The 19,190-nt window shown below is 67.7% G+C and carries 14 protein-coding genes; 8 read left to right on the forward strand and 6 right to left on the reverse strand.

The window, feature by feature from the left end; all coding sequences use genetic code 11:
* Window positions 1-1,593, reverse strand: a 1,593-nt coding sequence (locus HPY83_08015; GenBank protein NPV07891.1) for a VWA domain-containing protein, incomplete at its 3' end; no start/stop codon positions are given.
* Between the two features lie 210 nt (window positions 1,594-1,803).
* Between HPY83_08015 and HPY83_08020 the strand changes: the two genes are divergently transcribed.
* The 6 genes from HPY83_08020 to HPY83_08045 all read left to right on the forward strand — a co-directional run bounded on the left by HPY83_08020 (window position 1,804) and on the right by HPY83_08045 (window position 11,096).
* Window positions 1,804-3,684: a fibronectin type III domain-containing protein gene (locus tag HPY83_08020; GenBank protein ID NPV07892.1), complete on the forward strand. Its 1,881-nt coding sequence runs from the start codon at window positions 1,804-1,806 to the stop codon at window positions 3,682-3,684.
* Between the two features lie 310 nt (window positions 3,685-3,994).
* Entirely contained in the window at window positions 3,995-4,975 is a 981-nt protein-coding gene (locus tag HPY83_08025) for an ABC transporter ATP-binding protein (protein NPV07893.1), read from the forward strand.
* Window positions 4,972-5,718, forward strand: coding sequence for an ABC transporter permease (locus HPY83_08030; GenBank protein ID NPV07894.1), 747 nt, complete (start codon window positions 4,972-4,974; stop codon window positions 5,716-5,718). Before HPY83_08025 ends, HPY83_08030 begins: the two co-directional genes overlap by 4 nt.
* The gene (locus HPY83_08035) at window positions 5,715-7,655 is read left to right on the forward strand and encodes an ABC transporter ATP-binding protein (GenBank protein ID NPV07895.1); all 1,941 of its coding nucleotides are present in this window, start codon (window positions 5,715-5,717) and stop codon (window positions 7,653-7,655) included. The genes HPY83_08030 and HPY83_08035 overlap by 4 nt, the downstream gene beginning before the upstream one ends.
* Window positions 7,656-7,681: 26 nt before the next feature.
* On the forward strand, window positions 7,682-9,457 hold the full coding sequence (locus HPY83_08040; GenBank protein ID NPV07896.1) for an ABC transporter ATP-binding protein: 1,776 nt from the start codon (window positions 7,682-7,684) through the stop codon (window positions 9,455-9,457).
* Window positions 9,458-9,923: 466 nt separating this feature from the next.
* Window positions 9,924-11,096, forward strand: a complete 1,173-nt coding sequence (locus tag HPY83_08045) for a hypothetical protein (protein ID NPV07897.1) — start codon at window positions 9,924-9,926, stop codon at window positions 11,094-11,096.
* A gap of 86 nt (window positions 11,097-11,182) precedes the next feature.
* Here the strand turns inward: HPY83_08045 and HPY83_08050 are convergent, their stop codons facing one another.
* Together HPY83_08050 and HPY83_08055 are read right to left on the reverse strand one after the other, a co-directional pair.
* Complete coding sequence (locus HPY83_08050) at window positions 11,183-11,353, reverse strand: hypothetical protein (protein NPV07898.1); 171 nt, start codon at window positions 11,351-11,353, stop codon at window positions 11,183-11,185.
* A gap of 12 nt (window positions 11,354-11,365) precedes the next feature.
* A complete protein-coding gene (locus HPY83_08055; protein ID NPV07899.1) occupies window positions 11,366-11,833 on the reverse strand; it encodes a hypothetical protein in 468 nt (155 codons plus the stop codon).
* 293 nt (window positions 11,834-12,126) lie between these two features.
* Here HPY83_08055 and recJ point away from each other — a divergent pair, with 293 nt between their 5' ends.
* Together recJ and HPY83_08065 are read left to right on the forward strand one after the other, a co-directional pair.
* Window positions 12,127-14,445: a single-stranded-DNA-specific exonuclease RecJ gene (gene recJ, locus HPY83_08060; protein NPV07900.1), complete on the forward strand. Its 2,319-nt coding sequence runs from the start codon at window positions 12,127-12,129 to the stop codon at window positions 14,443-14,445.
* A 174-nt stretch (window positions 14,446-14,619) separates the two neighbouring features.
* Window positions 14,620-15,762, forward strand: coding sequence for a hypothetical protein (locus tag HPY83_08065; GenBank protein NPV07901.1), 1,143 nt, complete (start codon window positions 14,620-14,622; stop codon window positions 15,760-15,762).
* A 99-nt stretch (window positions 15,763-15,861) separates the two neighbouring features.
* Here the strand turns inward: HPY83_08065 and HPY83_08070 are convergent, their stop codons facing one another.
* From HPY83_08070 to HPY83_08080, 3 genes are all read right to left on the reverse strand, one after another.
* On the reverse strand, window positions 15,862-16,017 hold the full coding sequence (locus tag HPY83_08070) for a hypothetical protein (protein ID NPV07902.1): 156 nt from the start codon (window positions 16,015-16,017) through the stop codon (window positions 15,862-15,864).
* 260 nt (window positions 16,018-16,277) lie between these two features.
* The gene (locus HPY83_08075; GenBank protein NPV07903.1) at window positions 16,278-18,542 is read right to left on the reverse strand and encodes a PAS domain S-box protein; all 2,265 of its coding nucleotides are present in this window, start codon (window positions 18,540-18,542) and stop codon (window positions 16,278-16,280) included.
* Window positions 18,539-19,126: a hypothetical protein gene (locus HPY83_08080; protein ID NPV07904.1), complete on the reverse strand. Its 588-nt coding sequence runs from the start codon at window positions 19,124-19,126 to the stop codon at window positions 18,539-18,541. The genes HPY83_08075 and HPY83_08080 overlap by 4 nt, the downstream gene beginning before the upstream one ends.
* Window positions 19,127-19,190: the final 64 nt, after the last annotated feature.

Genomic DNA, 19,190 nt, shown 5'->3' on the forward strand with positions numbered 1-19,190 from the left:
CGACTTGAGCAACTCCACCATCTCCACCACGTCCGGGTCCTCAGGGAGGAGAGGACTGACGCGCTGCGCCTCCTCCAGCACCGCGGACAGGCTGCTGTCCTGGGCCCAGTAGCTCTCCCTCAGGATCTCGGCGAACTCGGCCACGATCACGCTCCACTGGAAGCGGGGTGAGGCAGCGTCGAAAGACTGAGCCATCCCTTCGCTGGCGAACTCCCGACTCAACTCGGTGACCTCGCCGCTCTGCGGATCGGCCCAGCGCAAGTAGACGGTGGCGATGGTCCCCTCCGCCTCGGGGTGTCGCTTGATCTCGTATAGGGCGGTGACGCTGTGCCCGGCACCGATCTCCCCTGCGTCCACCGTGTCGTCGCGGAACTCCTCGTCCTTGATGGCCCGGTTCTCGAAGCCGACCAGCCGGTAGCGAGCCACTACCTCGGGGTTGAAGTCCACCTGCACTTTGGCGTCTCTGGCGATGACCTGCAAGGTGCTGGTGAGGTTATCCAGGAACAGCCGGCGAGCCTCGTTGAAGGTGTCCACGTAGGCGTAGAAGCCATCGCCCTTATCCGCCAACTGCTCCATGAGCACGTCGTTGTAGTTCTCCATGCCGAACCCGACAGTGGTGAGGGTGATGCCTTCGGCGGCGTACTCCGCTATCTCCTTGAGGATGGACTCAGGGCCAGTCTGCCCCACGTTGGCCACTCCGTCGGAGCAGAGGATGACCCGGTTGATGGCGTCCGGGCGCAGGGACTGGGCTGCCATCTGATAGCCGAGCCGCAGGCCCGCTTCGGCGTTGGTGGCCCCTTCGGGCTGAAGCCGCGCGATCGCTTTCAGGATCAGGTCCCGGTCTTCGCCGCTGGTCGGCTCCAGCACCACTCGGGCATCGGTGCCGTAGACCACGATGCCCACCGAGTCGGTGGGGCGAAGCTGGCTCACCAGCAGCTGCAAGGACCGCTTCACCAGCGCCAATCGGTTCTCCATGTCCATGGAGCCGGAGACGTCGATGACGAAGGTCAGGGCGACGTCCTGGCGCTCCTCGGGGGGCACGGCGTAACCCTGAATGCCCACCCGTATCATCTCGTAGCGCTCAGTCTGGGAGAAGGGTGTGGGAGCGCCGTCCACGTAGATGGCAAAGGCATCTCCTGCGGCAGGGTAGTCGTAGTCTTGGCGGAAGTAGTTGACGAACTCCTCCACCCGGACGGCGTCTTTGGGCGGCAGGTTGCCCTGCTGCACGTAGCTGCGCACGATAGTGTAGGAGCCCGTGTCTACGTCCAGGGCGAAGGTGGAGAGATGGTCGTCCTCGGTGTCTATGAAGGGGTTGACGCCGTAGTTCTCGAAGAAGGTATCGGCATAGGGCTGGTCGTTGGGCGGAACCAGGGCTCGGGGCGGGCCGCCCTCCGACACCGGCAGTGGCGCTACGGGGTAGCTCTCGCCCTGCGACCTCTGCATCACCCCGCCTGGAACGCTGGCACAGGCCAAGAGCAGGAACGACAGCATGGCGATCAGCAGAACGGCCGTCTTGCGGGACGCTAAGGTCATGGTGTGCCTCCCTTCATCGAATTCCATGACGACCCCGAACCGCGGCGACTGGGCAGCCATTCCGTCTCACCAGTCCTCCGTAGCAGTCGGCGGGTCATGACCACCTTACGCACGTAAGACGCAGCGATCGTCTCAGGCGTTCCGCCCTGGGCAGCAGTCCGCCTGCCAGAAAGGCTCGCCCGCCGTACCCTAGCGCCGCACTTCACAAACACAGCCGGGTACATGTCGGTTCTGGTTGCGACGCGAGACATCTACTCCCGGAGGTCGTTGATGAGACGAGCGAACATCGGCCTGGGCTGGGTTCTCCTCACCTCTCTACTCCTCACCGTCGGTGCACCCATCGAAGCTCAGGGCGATCGTGACACCTGGAGCCTACCTGAGGACTTCTCCTCCGTCCAGGGCCAGAACCAGTGGTACCATTACCGGGAGTACGCCGGCTCCTTCCTACCGCTGGTCTGGGACCCCTACGTGAATCCCCTGGGCTACGTGGGCAACTGCTGGAGCCCCCAGGCGGGCGGGAGCGACAGCCCGCGCTACCTCTATATCCAGGGCAAGGACGGTGCCGTGGTGGTGCAGCCAGGAGAGCACGCCAACGTTGCCATCGGCTGGCAGGCCCCGCGCGCCGGCGCCGTCAACATCACCGCTACCATGACGGCAGTCTCCACCAGAACCGAGTACCCATCATGGTGCGCCGGCTGCAACGATGGCATAGATCTCTACATCCGTCACAACGCGGCTACGGTGGCGGGGCCGGCATTCGTCCTTCATGGCTCAGCTGAGTTCCAGAGCAACACCCTCTCCGCCACCGTCAACGTGGCTGTGGGCGACTTCGTCTACTCCTATGTGGACCGGCTCAAATGGCAGGACGAAGACCTCGCCTACGCCAACTTCACCATCTCCTACGGGGAGATCGAGGGTGTCTGGCAGCCCTTCCAAGCGGCGGAACACGTGAGCAACCGCCTCTACGACCTAGCGGTCGTCTCTTCTACCCAAGCCTGGGCCGTGGGTAGCGGCGGTACCATCCTCCATTACCAGGTAGGCATGGGGCACAACATCGGGACCTGGACCCGAGTGGCCAGCCCCACCGTCTATGATCTCCACGCTGTCGACATGCTCTCCGCCAACGAAGGCTGGGCGGTGGGCCAGGAAGGCCAGATACTGCACTACGCCAACGGTGCCTGGAGCGTAGCGGAATCCGTGGCCAACGTGAACCCTGAACTGTCCACGGTCAGCAAGGTGCGGCTGCACGGGCTAGACATGCTCTCCACCTCCGACGGTTGGGCCGTGGGGACCGGCACCTCCATCTTCCACCTGCAGGGCAATCGGTGGCAACAGCTGAGGGTGACGGGCCTGGCCCTCCCTGATCTGCACACCCTGCACGACGTCCAGATGCTGAGCCCGAGCGATGGCTGGGCGGTGGGGAGCGGGGGCAACATCCTACATTACGATGGCTCTCGGTGGCAGGTAGTGGCCAACATCACCTACAACCTGCCCGACACCGGCGTGTTCGTTGCCGCGCTGGCCACCGACAAAGGCTCCTACGCCGCGTCCGAGAGCGCCACCCTGACGGCAGAGGTCACCAACAGCGGCACCGCCCGGACGATCAGGGCGGCGGCGCGGCTGTACAACGCCCGCACCGGCGGCGCCCTGGGCGAGAGCACCTTGGCCGAGGCCCTGTCCCTCCCCACCGGAGCCAGCAGCCAGACCTGGTCCTTCCCCCTGGACCAGTTCGGGGCCTCGCTGGAGGGCAAGAGGGTGGGAATCGAGCTGCAGCTCCACGACGCCACCACGGGAACGCTCCTCGCCAGCCGGGAGACGGCGGTGAGCGTCAGCGACCAGACCGGGCCCTGCACTCCTGTGGGTCTGGCTGCCCACCCTGCAGATGGGCAAGTCCTCCTAACCTGGCAGCCTTGCTCCGACGATGACGTGTGGACCTACCGGATCTACTGGGACACTGCCGCCGACGCCTTGAACCAGTGGGTGGACGTGCCCGCCTCCACCGCCTGCCACACCGTCACCGGGCTGGAGAACCTCAAGCCCTATCACTTCGCCGTCGCAGCCATAGACCTGGCTGGACGCACGGGAGCGCGTTCCGCGGCAGTATCGGCAATGCCCGGCCTGAGGGCCTACTTGCCCCAGACGATGAGGTAGGGCGCGACCCGGGCACTCTTGCCCGGCTCCGCCACTGGTGCTAGATTCCATAAGCGGTCGCTTATGGATTGCATCTTCTTCCCCGATGCGCTTGCTCCGGCCCTGGCGCGGGCTCAGTTCGCCGCGTGTGCCCCCCGCCGGTTGCTGTGGCAGGGAAAAGGCCTTGCCCTGTGTGCCAGCGGTGTCGCCCCCGCCCGGCTGTACTTGACGGGAGTCTGCTCCGGTTGGCCCGTTCGCCCGCGCCTGGCGAGGAAGCACCCATTTCCGAGGAGGCTCCACCGTGACAAGCCATGTTGACCAGCCGCCGGCCATCGAGGCCAGCGGGCTCACCCGCGTCTATGGCGGCCCGAACGGCAGACACAGCGCTGTCCGCGCCGTGGATGGCATCTCCTTCGCCGTGGCCACTGGGGAGGTCTTCGGCTTCCTGGGCCCCAACGGTGCCGGGAAGACCACCACCATCCGCATGCTCACTGGCCTGTTGCGCCCTACCTCGGGCTGGGCTCGGGTGGCAGGGCACGACGCAGTGAGCGACCGGGTGCGCCTCAAGGCCGCTGTAGGGGTGGTGCCCGAGCGCTCCAACCTCTACGACGAGCTGACCGGTCGCGACAACCTGATCTTCATGGCCCAGCTCTATGGCCTGCCCCGCTCGCGCTGGCGTCCCAGAGCAGAAGAGCTGCTGCAGGAGTTCGGCCTGGAGGAGGCGGCCGGCCGGCGGTTCGCCTCCTACTCGCGGGGCATGAGGCGCCGGCTGGCCATCGCCGCCGCCTTGGTGCACCGCCCCCAGGTCCTGTTCCTGGACGAGCCCACCACCGGCCTGGATGTGATGGCCGCCCGAGGTCTGCGTCAGACCATTCGTCGCTTGAACGAGGGCGGCACCACCGTATTCCTCACCACGCACCTCATCCACGAGGCCCAGGAGCTCTGCCATCGCGTCGCCATCCTGGTGCAGGGGCAGATCCGGGCCTTGGACACGCCCGAGGCCCTGCGTCGCCTGGCCGGGCAGCAGCCCTCGCTCAAGGTGACCTTCGCCGGGCCGGCAGACGGGGTGCTGGAAAAGCTCCGCCGCCATCCTGGCGTGCGCCTGATCGAGGGCGGGACGGCCGAGGTGCGCATCTCCAGCCCCGAACCTGCCCGAGCTGTGATTGTCCTGGGGGAAGCCCTGGCCGGTGAGCCGGTGCAGGTGGAGGACGTCCACCTGGAGGTGCCCTCGCTGGAGGACGCCTTCGTCCACATCACTGGGTTGGACCTGACCACCATGCTGCAGGAGAAGGGCAGCAGGAGGAACCAATGAAGGAGCAGCTGGGGCGGGCCTGGTACATCTGCCGCAAGGACCTGCGGGCCTACAGCCTCAAGCCACCCCTGATCAGCTGGGGACTGATGTTCCCCGCGGCCATGGTCCTGGCCTTCTACCTCCGTAACCCCACCGACATCGGTCAGGTCATCCCCGGCCTCATCGGCATCACCCTCCTCTTTGGCGCCACCTCCATGGAGGCCGTGGTCATCACCTTCGAGAAGCGCACCGGCGCCCTGGAGCGCCTGGCCATGGCCCCGGTGGCCCCGGCGGCCATCCTGCTGGGCAAGGTAGCCAGCGGCGGCATCTTCGCCCTGGCGATGGGAACGCTGGTCTCACTGGCATCTCTCCCCTTTGCCGGGCCGACGGCCATTTCCCTCTCGCGCGTGCTCTCTCTCCTGGTGACCCTGGTCTTGGGGGCTGTGGCCTTCTCGCTGCTGGGCGCCTTCGTGTCCGTCGCCGTGCGCGAGGTCTTCGACGCCATGACGCTGGCCAACTACTTCCGCTTTCCCATGCTCTTCCTCTCCGGAGTGTTCGCCCCCCTGGCCGCTATGCCCGGCCTACTTCAGGGGGTCGCCTACCTCCTGCCCCTCACCTACGTGGTGGACGCCCTGCGACACGCCCTCGGGGGCCCCGCGGCCTTGCCCCTAGCGCTGGACTGGGCGTTGACGCTGGCCTTCTGCGCCGCGCTCTGCCTGGGTGCCTGGCGGATGCTGCTCCGACAACTGGAGGAACCACGATGAGAGACGACGCTGGCAGGGGGCGGAACCGCAGGATGCAGACGAGCCCCCAGTCTCCAAGAGCTGCGGACTCACCACTGAGCGCGCCCCGCGTGGGCGGTCGGGGTCAAGGGGGCGGGCCCGGCCCTGGGGCCGGCCGAGGCCAGCCGCAGGGCCGGGCCTGGCCCGTCGTGCAGCGGCTGCTGGGCTACATGCGGCCTCACGCCCTCCTCATCGCCGGGGTGCTCTTGGCCCTCTCGGCCTCCACCGCCATGGAGTTGGCCCCGCCCTGGATCATTCGCTACGCCATAGACACGGTCATCCCCACCGGAGTAGCACGGGAGATATGGCTGGCCGCCGCGGCCATCGTGGGCGTCTCCCTGGTACAGGGCCTGCTGGACTTCCTGCGCCTCTACCTCATGGCCTACACCGGGCAGCGCATCATCTTCGGCATCCGCAACTCCGTTTTCGAGCATCTGAGCCGGCTGTCCTTCTCCTTCTACGACCGGGCCCGCACCGGCGACCTGATGTCGCGCGTCACAGCTGACGTCGACGCCCTCAGCCAGTTCTTCAGCCGCTCCAGCGTGATCGTGGTGACCAACATTCTCACCATTCTGGGGATACTGGTGATAATGGGCCTCTGGAGCTGGCGGCTGGCTCTGCTCTACCTGCTCATGATCCCCCTCATGGCCCACGGCATCTGGGTGTACGCCCGCAAGGTACGCCCTGCCTTCGCCACAACCCGACGCGCCCTGGCCGCCCTCACCGCTACCCTGCGAGAGAGCCTCGTCGGCATCCAGGTGGTGAAGCTCTTCGGCGGCGAGGCCTTCGAGGCCCGCAAGGCCGAGGCCCAGAGCCGAGCCTACCGTCAAGCCAACGTACAGGCCGCCAGAATCACCTCCTTTTGGATGCCCTATACGGAGATGCTTCTGGGGGCCTTCACCGGCGCCGTTCTTTGGTACGGCGGCCGGGAGGTGATCGGCGGCACCATCTCCCTGGGCATGCTGGTGGGCTTCACCAGCTACATTGCCATGCTCTTCCGGCCCATCCGCCAGACGGGCATGATGTTGGCCGCTAGCCTCCAGGCGGTGGCCGCGGCGGAGCGGGTCTTCGAGGTGCTGGACACCGAGCCCGAGATCAGGGACGCCCCTGATGCCTATCCTCTGCCCAGGCCCCAGGGGCATGTCCGCTTCCAGAAGGTCTCCTTCACTTACGACGGGGAGCAAAGGGCGCTGGACGGGGTAAGCCTGGAAGCGAAGCCGGGGCAGATGATTGCCCTGGTGGGGCCATCGGGCGCGGGCAAGACCACCTTGGTGCACCTGATCCCCCGCTTCTACGACGTACAGGAAGGCTCGGTGACCATAGATGGCCACGATGTGCGCTCGGTCACGCTCAAGAGCTTGCGCGATGCCGTTGGCGTAGCCATGCAGGACGTCTTCATCTTCGACGCCTCCATCAGGGAGAACATCGCCTACGGCAACCCCCACGCCAGCCAGGCGGACATCGAGAAGGCGGCTCGGGCGGTGCAACTGCACCAGTTCATCGCCTCCCTGCCCATGGGTTACGACACTCCTGTGGGTGAGCGAGGAGTGCGGCTTTCCGGCGGGCAGAAGCAGCGCCTGGCCCTGGCTCGGGTGCTCCTCAAGGATTCCCCCATACTGATCTTCGACGAGCCTACCTCCAGCGTAGATGCCGCCACCGAGATGCAGATGCAGCAGGCGCTGGACGAGGCGCGCCGTGGTCGCACTACCTTCGTCATTGCCCATCGCCTCTGGACCGTGCAGCGGGCGGATCAGATACTGCTGCTAGAGGACGGTCGCATCGTGGAGCGGGCCGAGACCGGGGACGGACGGTCCGCTCACGAGGCGCTGCTGGCCGCTGGCGGCCCCTACAGCGAGCTGGTGCGACTTCAGTTGCGGGGCGAAGTCCCGACAGAGAGGCCGGAGGAGGTGCGGCCATGACCATTCGCGGCGGATTCCTGGGGCGGCTGCAGACAGAAGAGGAGAGCTTCAGCCTCTCGCAACTCAGCCCGGGTGCCCTGGGGTTGCTGTGGGAGTACGTGCGGCCTCATCGAGCCAAGCTGGCGTTGGCGCTCCTGGCCATGCTCGTGGTCACCGCCGCCACTCTACTGGCGCCCTACCTCACTAAGGTGGCCATAGACGCCTACATCGTCCCCGGAGACCTATGGGGACTGACCCTGATCGCTCTTCTCTACCTAGTTGTCAGCGGCATCCAGTGGCTGGCCGCCTACTGGCAGGGATACCTATCCAGCCAGGTGGGCCAGGGCGTCATATACGATCTGCGGCGGGATCTGTTCCACCGGGTACTGCATCAGTCCCTGCAGTTCCACCGAGGAGAGCAGGTAGGCCAGGTCATGTCCCGGCTGACCAACGACGTCAATGCCCTGGCAGAGGCCGCGTCCACCAGCTTCCTCAACTCGGTGACAGACGTCCTCAGCCTGCTCGGTATAGTGGTGGTGATGCTTCTGCTAGATGTGAAGCTGGCCCTGGTGAGCTTCCTGGTAATCCCGGCCGTGGTGCTGAGCATGGGCTACCTGGGCAAGCAGATGCGCCGGGCCTACCGCCAGGTGCAGCAAGAGATAGCGGCCGTTAACACCGGCGTGGAGCAGGGCGTCTCCGGTATGCGGGTGACGCAGTCTCTCTCCCGCGAGTCCTTTACCGTAGAGCAGTTCGAGGACCTGAGCCTGCGCAACCTGCGGGCCAACCTCCGGGCCAGCCTCCTCTTCGCTGCCCTCTTCCCTACCATGACCATTACCGGCAGCCTGGGCACCGCCCTGGTGCTGGGCTACGGCGGAGTGCAGGTGGCCTCTGGCGCCATCACTATCGGCCTGCTGATGGCTGCCCTGGGGTACGTGCGCCGCTTCTTCAGCCCTCTGCGGGAGCTGAGCCTGGTGTACAATACCTTCCAGGCAGCGGCCGCTTCTCTAGACCGCATCGCCGACTACCTGAGCCGCCCAGTGGCGGTCGCTGAGCCAGAGCTCCCGTGCCGGCCAGAGGGCGGCTTTCGGGGGGGCATCGAGCTGGAGCACGTCTCCTTCGGTTACGGCGGCGAGAGGATAATCGAGGATCTCAGCCTCACCATCGAGCCGGGCGAGGTGGTGGCCCTCGTGGGGCCCACGGGCGCCGGCAAGACCACGGTGGTCAACCTGCTCACCCGCCTCTACGACGTGGACGAGGGCCGCATCCTGCTGGACGGAGTGGACGTGCGGCATATCGCCTTCGCCGACCTGCGCCGGCTCATCGCCGTGGTGCCTCAGGACATCTTCCTCTTCGATGGCACCATTGCCGACAACATCCGCTACGCCCGGCCCGACGCCAGCGACGAGCAGGTGGAAGCGGCCGCCCGCCAGGCCCAGGCGCACCAGTTCATCTCCCGGCTGCCCCGAGGGTACGAGACCCCGGTGGGCGAGGGCGGGGTGCGGCTCTCCGGGGGCCAGAGGCAGCTGGTGGCCCTGGCTCGGGCCATGCTGGCTGACCCCAGAGTCCTGATCCTGGACGAAGCCACCTCCCACGTGGACGCTCACACCGAGAGCCTCATTCAGGCAGGTATGGCGGAGCTACTGCGAGGTCGCACGGCCCTGCTCATCGCCCACCGCTTCAGCACCCTCAGACGGGCAGCGCGAATCTACGTCATGGATCAGGGGCGGGTGGTGGCCGAGGGCAGCCACGAGGAACTGCTGGAATCCAGCCCCATCTACCGCGACCTGTACCGCAACCAGTGGGTGGGACCGGAGGCCGCATAGGGTCGGATACAAAAGCCACCGCCAGGCTACTGATCCACTGTCCCCTCTCGCGCTAGGGTCGCCGCCCCCCTGGCCCTAGCGCATTGACAGCAAGCCTCCCCCGCGGTAATGTCTCCTGGCCCGCGCAGGCGATGGCGACACAGTCCTCACCCAGAACAGGAGGCGCACCCCCCATGTCTGGCGCCAGAAGAAGCGGCCGAAGCCGCCCGAGCGGCAGCCTGTGCGCTGGGTCCGGCGGCGAGAGCACGGTACCGACGCCTAGCCGACCGGGCGATGCGGCGGTTCGCCGTGGCAAAGCCGCCCAGGACCTCCGGACGAGGCCCAGGCTATGCCTGCATCGTACCCGGTAGTAGAAGGCCGGTGACAGCCAGATGCCCCTGGTCGTAAGGACACCTCACCCGGCCGAGCAACGGCCGGGGCTGCGCCATCGGCGTCCTGATCCCCGTCGTGCAGAAGGAGCCAAGCCATGCCCGCCATGACCTCACGCCAGCGCATGCTGGCAGCGTTGGACCGCCAGGAGCCAGATCACGTCCCCTGTAGCTTCATGCTCTACAACGCTCTGCGAGACGTGAGTACCGACTACAACGACTTCGTTCGACGACAAGTAGAGATGGGGCTGGACGCCTACGCCCAGATCCCTCCCCGACCGCCAGTAGTCGCCCACGATTACGTCAACCTGCACGGGCTGCCCGTGAGCCATCATCCCTCGGTCAGGATCGAGGAGTGGGTTGAGCACCCTAGCGATGAAGCGGTGCCGGTGCTGGTCAAGGAGTACCGTACCCCGGCGGGCACTCTTCGTGCCGAAGTGCGCCGCACCGACGACTGGCCCTGGGGCGACCACGTCACCTTCCTGGACGACTACCTGACCCCGCGCTCCCGCCGCTTCCCGGTTCAGGGGCCCGAGGACCTGGCGGCGTTGCGGTGCCTGCTAGTGCCCCCCACCGGGAGCGAGATCGCCCGCTTTCGGGCCGAGTCCCAGGCCACCATCGACCTGGCTCGGGAGCACGACCTGCTCCTGGCGGGTGGCTGGGGCGTAGGGGCCGACCTGATCGGGTGGGTGTTCGGGCTAGAGGAGATGGTCTTCGCCATCTACGATCGGCCCGAGTTCATGCATCGGCTCCTGGATCTGATCGCCCGCTGGAACCGCTCTCGCATGGAGGTGGTGCTGGACGCGGGGGTGGACCTCTACATCAAGCGGGCCTGGTACGAGAACTGCGACTTCTTCACCCCTTCCTCCTGGCGGGAGTTCATCCTGCCCATCCTCAAGGCCGACGCCGACCTGGCCCACGAGCGGGGGGCGCGCCTGGGCTACATCATCACCTCCAACTGCATGCCCCTGCTGGACATGATCGCGGAGGCGGGGGTGGACGTGGTCATCGGGGTGGACCCCGGGGAGTGGGACCTGGAGGCCGCCAGGCGCACTCTGGGCGGGAGGGTCTGCCTGTGGGGCGGCGTGAGCGGCCATCTGACGGTGGAGCAGGGCACGGAGGAGGAAGTGCGGGAGGAGGTGCGCCGGGCACTGAGGGTGTTGGGGCCGGACGGGTTCATCCTGTCCCCGGTGGACAACGTGCGGGAGAATAGCCCCACGGCCCGGGCCAACACCGCGGCCTTGCTGGACGAGTGGCGGCGGAGTTGGTGAGAGTGCGACAGAGAGAAGGATAACCCACGCAGGTACGCCATCGGCCCGAAGCACACGCCCCGGGGCGATGGCTGCCTGTGCTGTTGTTACCGGTCGAGAGCTAGCATAGCCGGACTGCATGGCAGCCCGCTGGTGGCGTTGGTGAGCGTAGTCACGTAGCCCATGCCGCTCAGCGCCAGGGCCCGGGACCCGTCCCGTAGGCTCTTGTTGAAGCCGACCCAGAGGCACCGGCTGTTGCGGACCAACACCTCGGCCATCGCGTTAGCGGGCTAGCGTGAAAGAGCAGCGAAGAAGGTCTGGGCGTTGACGGGATCTCTTGGGTCTACCTGTGTCCATGCTGTCCGGTCCCCGCCGGCCGTCACTTGCAGGCTCTCGGCCCCCCGCACAAGCTCTACCGGCACCGCACTAGTCTCGTTAGTGGCCTGGCAGACAGCGGAGGCGTAAGGGCCAGTGCCGATGTGGGCAAACACCACTTCGCTGGTGACCGGCAGCCACACAAGTTCGTCGTAGATGCCGAGATCCTCACCGCCGTCGAGGATCAGCACCGGGTCGCGGCCGTCTGCGTCCATCCACAGCTCCGGAGTATGGCCCTCCTTGGCAGCGATGGCGTACATGATCCTGTCCCCTTCGGGAGACCAGGCGAAGGGATCCCTGGCCCAGTAGCTCACTTGATTGCTGACAAGGATGGCTTGCCCGCTGTCAACATCGAGGACGCTGAGGGTGGCGCAAGTGCCCACCATCTGTCTCTGGCGCGCTGGTCCACTCGGTGCGACAGGCCCCATGCGCCCATCGTGAGTCGGGGGACCACCGGGAGCTGAACCTCCCGGCCACCTAGGCACAGCCTACCTGTCTGGGCTGAGAGACAACTTCGGCCGGCGTAGATCCCGCCCTGAACCGAGTGAAAGGGCGGGCTTCAGGTGCCTGGTACCCCACACGCGGGTCTACCGCCTCTCCCTGGTGCGTGCCGCGCCCCCAGGACACAGCGTGTCAGAGCTGTCCCCCACCACCCCCCTTCTGCTAAGCTTACCCTATGCACGACCGATCTCCTTCCGAACTCACTGCCAGACGCTGGATCGAGCCGGCACCCGTCTCCGTCCCCGACGCACTCCGCGCCCGCGTCGGCGGCCACCCCCTCCTGGCGCAGACCCTAGCCCGCCGGGGCTACACCGACCCCGACCGCGCCCTCGCCTTCCTGGACCCGGACGCCTACACCCCCGCCCACCCCACCGATCTGCCCGGATTGGTCCGCGGCTGCCGGCGCATCGAGGCCGCCATCGCCGCCAAGGAGCGCATCCTCGTCTGGGGCGACTTCGACGTGGACGGCCAGACGGCCACCGCCCTCCTGGTCTCAATCCTGCAGGACCTGGGCGCCGACGCCACCTACCACGTGCCCATCCGCGCCGAGGAATCCCACGGGCTCAACCTCCCCGTCCTCCGCCGCCTGCTGGAAGACGGCCCTCGCCTCCTCATCACTTGCGATACCGGCATCTCCGACGTGGAGCCCATCGCCTTCGCCCACGAGCAGGGGCTGGACGTCATCGTCACCGATCACCACGAACTGCCCGAGGTGCTCCCACCCGCCCTGGCCATCCTCAACCCCAAGCTCCTACCTGAGGACCATCCCCTGCGGGAGCTCTCCGGCGCGGGCGTGGCCTACGAGCTGGCTCAGGAGCTGTGTCGCCGGGCCGGCCGGCCCGGCGAGGAAGAACGCCACCTGGACCTGGTAGCCTTGGGGCTGGTGGCCGACCTGGCGGTGCAGACCGGAGACGTCCGCTACCTCACTCAGCGGGGGCTGCGCGCCCTGCGGGAGAGCGGGCGGATAGGATTGCGCGCCCTGATGGAAGTGGCCCAGGTGGAACAGTCGCGCCTGACCGAGAGCCACATCTCCTTCGCCCTGGCCCCGCGGCTGAACGCAGTGGGCCGGCTGGCGGACGCCAACGTCGCCGTGGAGTTGCTCACCACCTCCGACCTGAGCCAGGCGCGGGTGATCGCCAACGAACTGGAGGGGCTCAACGCCCGCCGGCAGCTCTTGTGCGAGCAAGTATTCCAGGCCGCCCAGGCCCAGATCGAGGCCGATCCCTCCCTGCTGGAGGCGGCGGCGCTGGTGCTGGACCATCCGGCCTGGCCGGCCGGTGTCATCGGGATCGTGGCCAGCCGCCTGGTGGAGCGTTACCACCGGCCTACCGTGCTCATCGCCGCCCCCGAGGGCGAGCTGGCGCGCGGCTCGGCCCGCTCCATCGAGGGCTGCAACATCACCGAGGCCATCGCCGAACAGGCCCACCTCCTGGCCGGCTTCGGCGGCCACCCCATGGCCGCCGGGCTCACCATAGAGCCCGATCGCATCCCGGCCTTCCGCCGCGGGCTCGCGGCCACGGTCCTGCGCCTGGTGGGACGTCTTGAGGGGCCGCCGCCCCTAGCGGTGGACGGCTACTTGCCCCTGGCCGACCTGACCCCCCAACTGGTGGACGACATCGAGCGCCTGGCTCCCTTCGGCCCGGGCAACCCGCCCCTCACCCTAGCCACCCGGGGCGTGACCCTGAGGAGCCAGGCGGCCCTGGGCCGGGCGGGCGAGCACCTCCAGCTCTACGTGCAAGATCAAGCCGGAACCGTTCGTCGGGTGCTGTGGTGGAGCGGCGCCGGCTTCCCCCTTCCCGACGGCCCCTTCGACCTGGCCTACACCGTACGTGCCAGCGACTATCGGGGCCTGCGCGAGGTCCAGATTGAGTGGGTGGACTACCGCCCGGCCCAGGGCGCCCACCGGCGCCGGCCGCCGATCGAGGTGGTGGACCTGCGCCCGTACCAGGATCCGGCCGGCGTTCTGGCGGCCCTGCGCCAGCAGGAGGAAGTCCAGGTCTGGGCCGAGGTGGAAGGCCCCCAGGGTTCAGTGGCCCGCGACGGCCTGCAGCCAAGCTCCCGACTGGCCATCTGGACCGTTCCGCCGGGGCCTGAGGAGCTGGAGCAGGCCCTGAGGAGCGTCTCGCCCACCAAGGTGTTCCTGTTCGCGCGGGACCCAGGCACAGACGAGCCGACGGCTTTCCTGCACCGACTCGCCGGGCTGGTGCGGTACGCCCTGCGCGCGCGCCAGGGCCGGGCCACCCTGGTGGGCCTAGCTGCCGCCACCGCCCAGCGGGAGAGCACGGTCCGGCTGGGCCTGGCCTGGCTGGCCGCCCACGGGGACGTGGTCGTTGCCGAGCAGGACGGAGAGCTGCGGCTGTCGAACGGGACGGGAAAGGCCCAGCATCATCTCCCCCAGGTAGAGGCGAGCCTGCGTGACCTGCTCCGAGAGACCAGGGCGTGGCGCCAGTACTATCGGAGCGCGGCCGCCGAGGGCCTAGTGGGGGAGAGCTAGGCCCATCCCTCTCCCGCCAGGCGCTCTCTCAGCTTCAGCGGCAGGTCCGGCCTCAGTACAGCTCGGAGGGCCTGGAGTAGGGGCCATTTGCCCTTTTATGCCCCAGGCGGCTCCGTTCGCTAGACTGAAGCACCGCTGCTAAGGCAGCCAGCTCACAGATGGAGGTTGCAGATCATGCCCGGATGGGAGGGCCGGTGGCATCGCCGGTTACTGCTAAGGACGCTGGCCGCAGTGGGCGCCATCGCCGCTGAGATGCCCCCTCGCCCCGCCCGAGCCCAGGCGGAGAGCCGCGTTCTCCTACCGATCCTGGGCCAGAATGCCGTCGCCCCTCACCTCGGCTATGGGGCCAACCTGGCCTCCACCGCCAACGCCCCCTACCTGGCCCAGATGGGGTTCGACTGGGGCAAGGGCTTTGTGGACGTGGACTACCTCGCCGGAGGGCGCGACTGGTCGGGGGCCGATAATCAGCTCGGAGCCCTGGTAGCAGCCGGCATCGCACGGGTCCTCTTGCGCCTAGATGCCTCCCGGCCGCCTCGGGACAACAGCGAACTCACCCGGTTCGGGGAGGCGGTGCGCACCTTGGCCACCCACGTTCGCCAAACCTGGCGCCCCCAGGGGCTGGAGACCATCGCCTACGAGGTGTGGAACGAGCCCAACCTGCACTACTTCTGGAACGGCGGCAGCCCGGACCCCACTGCCTACACGGCCCTCCTCCGGGCCGCTCACGCCGGCATCAAGGCGGCCGACGGGGCAGCCCTGGTGGTCAGCGGGGGACTGGCCACCACAGGAGACGGGGGAGGTGCGGGGGTGTATGGAGATCTCGCCTTCATCCGGGGCATGTACCTGGCCGGGGCCCGAGGGCACTTCGACGCCCTGGGCTCTCACCCCTACGGCGGCTTCTCCCCTCCCGAGGACACCCTGGACGCCACCTACTTCCGCCGCGCCGAAGAGCAACGACAGGTGATGCTGGAGTTCGAGGATGAGGGAACCCCCATCTGGGCTACGGAGTTCGGGTGGATCGTCCGCTCCCCAGAGTGCGACCTGGGCGAGCACGAGCCCTTCGAACAGACCGAAGGACAACAGGCAGACTACTTGGTGCGCGCCTTCCGCTACGCCCAGCGCCACTGGCCCTGGATGGGCCCTATGTTCGTCTTCAACCTAGACTTCGGCGCCGTGCCCTGGTACGAGCACTGTGATCCAGTGCGCTGGTACTCCATCCTGTACCGGCCGAACCGGGGCGACCAGGCCTCACCCATCGTAGCCCGGCCGGCCTACAGCGCCCTGGCGGCCATGCCCAAAGCCCCGCGGGACTGGTGATCGAGTCGCGGCCTCCAGACAAGGGCGCGGGTCGCCCCGGACCTGTCCTGAGCGACCCGCTGCATCGAAGCACCGCGCGAGAGACGCGTAAGGAGGACGCTAGCTGCGCGCTAACTCTGGCTCAAGGGACTGCTCCGGCCGCTCGGCGCCCTCGCCGAACGGCAGCCACTTCAGCACCCCGATCCGGAACAGCTCGCCCCAGCACTCCTCGCACAGCAGCTGGCTGTGGTGGTAGCGGATGCATCCTTGATGCACCTGCCCACCACACCGCGAGCATTCGCTAACTGCCCCGTCAGCCTGAACTCGGTTCATGCCCATTCCGCTGCTACACCTCCACGCCGAGCGGAGCACCGCCGTCGGTGCTTCCCGTGTCGTCCCTCCCATTGTACCACTCCTGCCCTCCCACGCGGGCGAGAGTGTCTCATATACCGTGGCCAAGAGCGACGACTGTGCCATATCACGTGGCTAGAGGTGAGGCTCGCGTCTCCGGATGGCCGGGCGAATTCCTGGCGTTGTCATTCGCTCACGCTAGCGCCCAGCCGCTCCAGGTGCTCCCTGAGCCAGCGGTACACCCCATCGTCGCGGCCCCACAGGAGCAGGCCCATGGACGCTCGGCGCCTCCCATCACCCGGGTTGACGCTTTCCACGATCACCAACTCATCGCCCGCGGGGCAGTCCTCGTAGGGAAGAAGGCAGCTCACGTTCCGAGGTCGGCTTTGGCGCATCTCCTCTCCCTGGGCCCGTCCCATGCGCCAGGCCGAAGAGCGAGATAGCTTCAGCCCCGCCTCGCCCAGGAGACCGGTGATCTTGCCCAGGCTGAGGCCAAGGCCGTACAGAGCGGAGACCAGGGCCCGCGTCTCGCCCGCCTGGCGGCTGCGACTCACCCCGGGCGGGCGGTGGGAGAAGGTGCGGTCGCAGGCTCGGCACCGGTAGCGGACCACTTCCACGCTGCTCCGTCGTCCGGCAAGGAGGCGGGACACCGTCTGGTGGCGCCGCAGCAGCTCGCTCCCACAGTAAGGGCAGCGTGCCGGACGGCGGGCAGTGGCGCCCTCGGTGGCCGGCATCATCACCGTCAGGCGGCGCCAGCCGCTCCAAGCAGGTGCCGGCCCGCCCGAATCTTCGCTGGGGGCAGCCGGCCTCGCCGGCCACCCGGCCGGGCGGGTGCGCTCGCTCACGTCAATGCAGCTCACCAGCAACTCGCCCTGCTCCAGCACCGCCCGATTCAGGAAGCGGTGGTAGGCGTCATCGGCGCAGCGCCAACGATACTCGAAGGACACCGAACCCAGGTGTAGCGCCCGCTGATACTGGGCCAGCACGCCCTCTCTATCCTCCGGGTGCAGCCGAGAGAGCCAGAAGCTCCCTTCCCGGGCGAAACGGTCGGGCGGATAACCGGTCACCGACCGGACCTTGTCGCTCGCCCACAAGGTGGGGAACGGGGGTCGGGCCTTCTTCCGGAAGAGTGCCACCGGCGCCGCTCCCAGGATCAGCTCTTGCTGTCGCTCGCTCTGGCGCAAGGCCTCTTGAGCGCGACGGCGGTCGGTCACGTCGCTGAGCACCCCTTCGACCGCCACCACCTCCCCCGAGGGACCCAGGATAGGGACCTGCCTCTGCTCCAACCAGATCACCGTGCCGTCCTTGCGCCTCCACCGCAAGGCCACCGGCCCCCGAAGAGTCTCCGGGGAGCGCGCCATGGCCTCGGCCACCAACCGGTCCTCCTCCACTACATTGTCCAGAAACCGATCCAGCCCGGCCTCGAACTCCTCCGGGGCGAAGCCAGTGACCGACCGCACCGACGGGCTTAGGTAATCGAACCCTGGCTGGGGAACCAAGCGGTACCGGTACACCACCGACTCGGTGACGTGATCGGCCAGCAGACGCATCCGGTCCTCCGTCAGGCGCAACGCTACCTCCATGCGCCTAAGGTCGGTCACGTCCCGGACGCTGCAGGCGATGCTGACCGCCTCCCCGGTTCGGACCAGGTAGGCGATAGACTGCACCAGACGGCGCTTGCCGTCGGGCAACTCGATCTCCTGCTCCTGGAGCTCGTGAAGCCAGGGGGCGGCCCGGTCCCGCAGGGCCTCCGTCACCGCCTTCTCCAGCGCCGCCAGAGCCGCCGCAGTACGCTGCTCCTCTGGCAGGGCCCGGTGCTGCACCTCCCACAGCGGGCGCCCTCGGGTCTCGGACGCGGCCAAGCCGTAGATGCCCTCCAGAGCCCGGTTCCACTCCGCTATCCGACCTTGGGTGTCGGTCAGGTAGATGCCGTCAGGCGACTGCTGCACCATACTGCGGAACTTGGCCTCGCTCGCCTCCAGAGCTTCCTGGGCCTGTTTGTGCTGTATGGCCTCCGTCAGACGCTCGGCCACCGCGTCCAGCAACCGCCTCTCGGCCAGCAGGAATGGTCCCTCATCGCTGGGAGGCCTCTCCTCCAGATAGGCCACCTCCACCGCGCCCACCTTCTCCCCGCCGATGGCGATGTCACTCACTTGCTTCCAGGGGCTGTCTCGGAAGTTCGCGCTGGCGAAGACCTGATCCCGGTAGATGATCCGGGCGCAGGTGACGTCGGGGTACTGCCAGGCCCGGGGGATCAACTTCACCGTGCCCTCGAAAATGCCCGGCAGCGAGATTCCGGGAACCAGAGTGAGGCGGGAGATGGCGTAGAGGCAGTCCAGCTCCTTGACCCGCTCACCCAGGTCGTGCGCCAGTTGCCTCAAGACGGGGTCGGCTTCTGTCGCGTGGGTTCCTTGCCCGCCTGGCAGGGCAGTGGGCACAGATGCCGTCACGGGCCCGTCCCCTCCCGGCTTTGCGGCCGCGGCCAGGGAAAGGCCAAGGGCTGGTCGCTATCGCGGTACACGTCCAAGAGCCTCCACCGCCGGATCGGGTTGCCTCCGGCGGCTCCCCAGTAGGGTCCCGCTGTGCCCACGTCGAAGGTGTAGAAGTGCAGGCGCGAGTCGTCACCGCCGACCACGGTTACGTGCAGGCGGGCCACCCCCGCGTGTTCCGGCGAGGAGATGGGGCCGGGCTCGCAGCAGTTCCGCCACCACTCCACCCCATGGATCTGATACCGCAACCCGGGAGCCATCGCCAGTAGCTCATCGGTTACGGATTCCCGGCGCTCCTGTAACTCGAGGGCAGCACCATCCCGGAGGGGCCAGGCGGCCAGAGCCGCCGGCCGGTCCTGCCGGTTGACCGCTCCCAGGTAGGATGCCAGCCGGCGCTCCGAAGTCTCGCCCATCAGCCGCTCGATCAGTACGTGCGACTCCGGGAAGACGAGGTCCAGCACCCCAGCGTAGGCAGCCCCGGCCACGAGCAGCACCAGGACCGCACCCGTCCCCAGAATCAGAACCAAGCGTAGCCGTCTGCCCATCGCACCCCCAAAGCGGAATGCACCACCGGGCCCGCCGGTCGCTCAGGCGCCGGCAGCATAGGCA

The sequence above is a fragment of the Anaerolineae bacterium genome, from assembly GCA_013178015.1.
Lineage (GTDB): Bacteria > Chloroflexota > Anaerolineae > DRVO01 > DRVO01 > Ch71.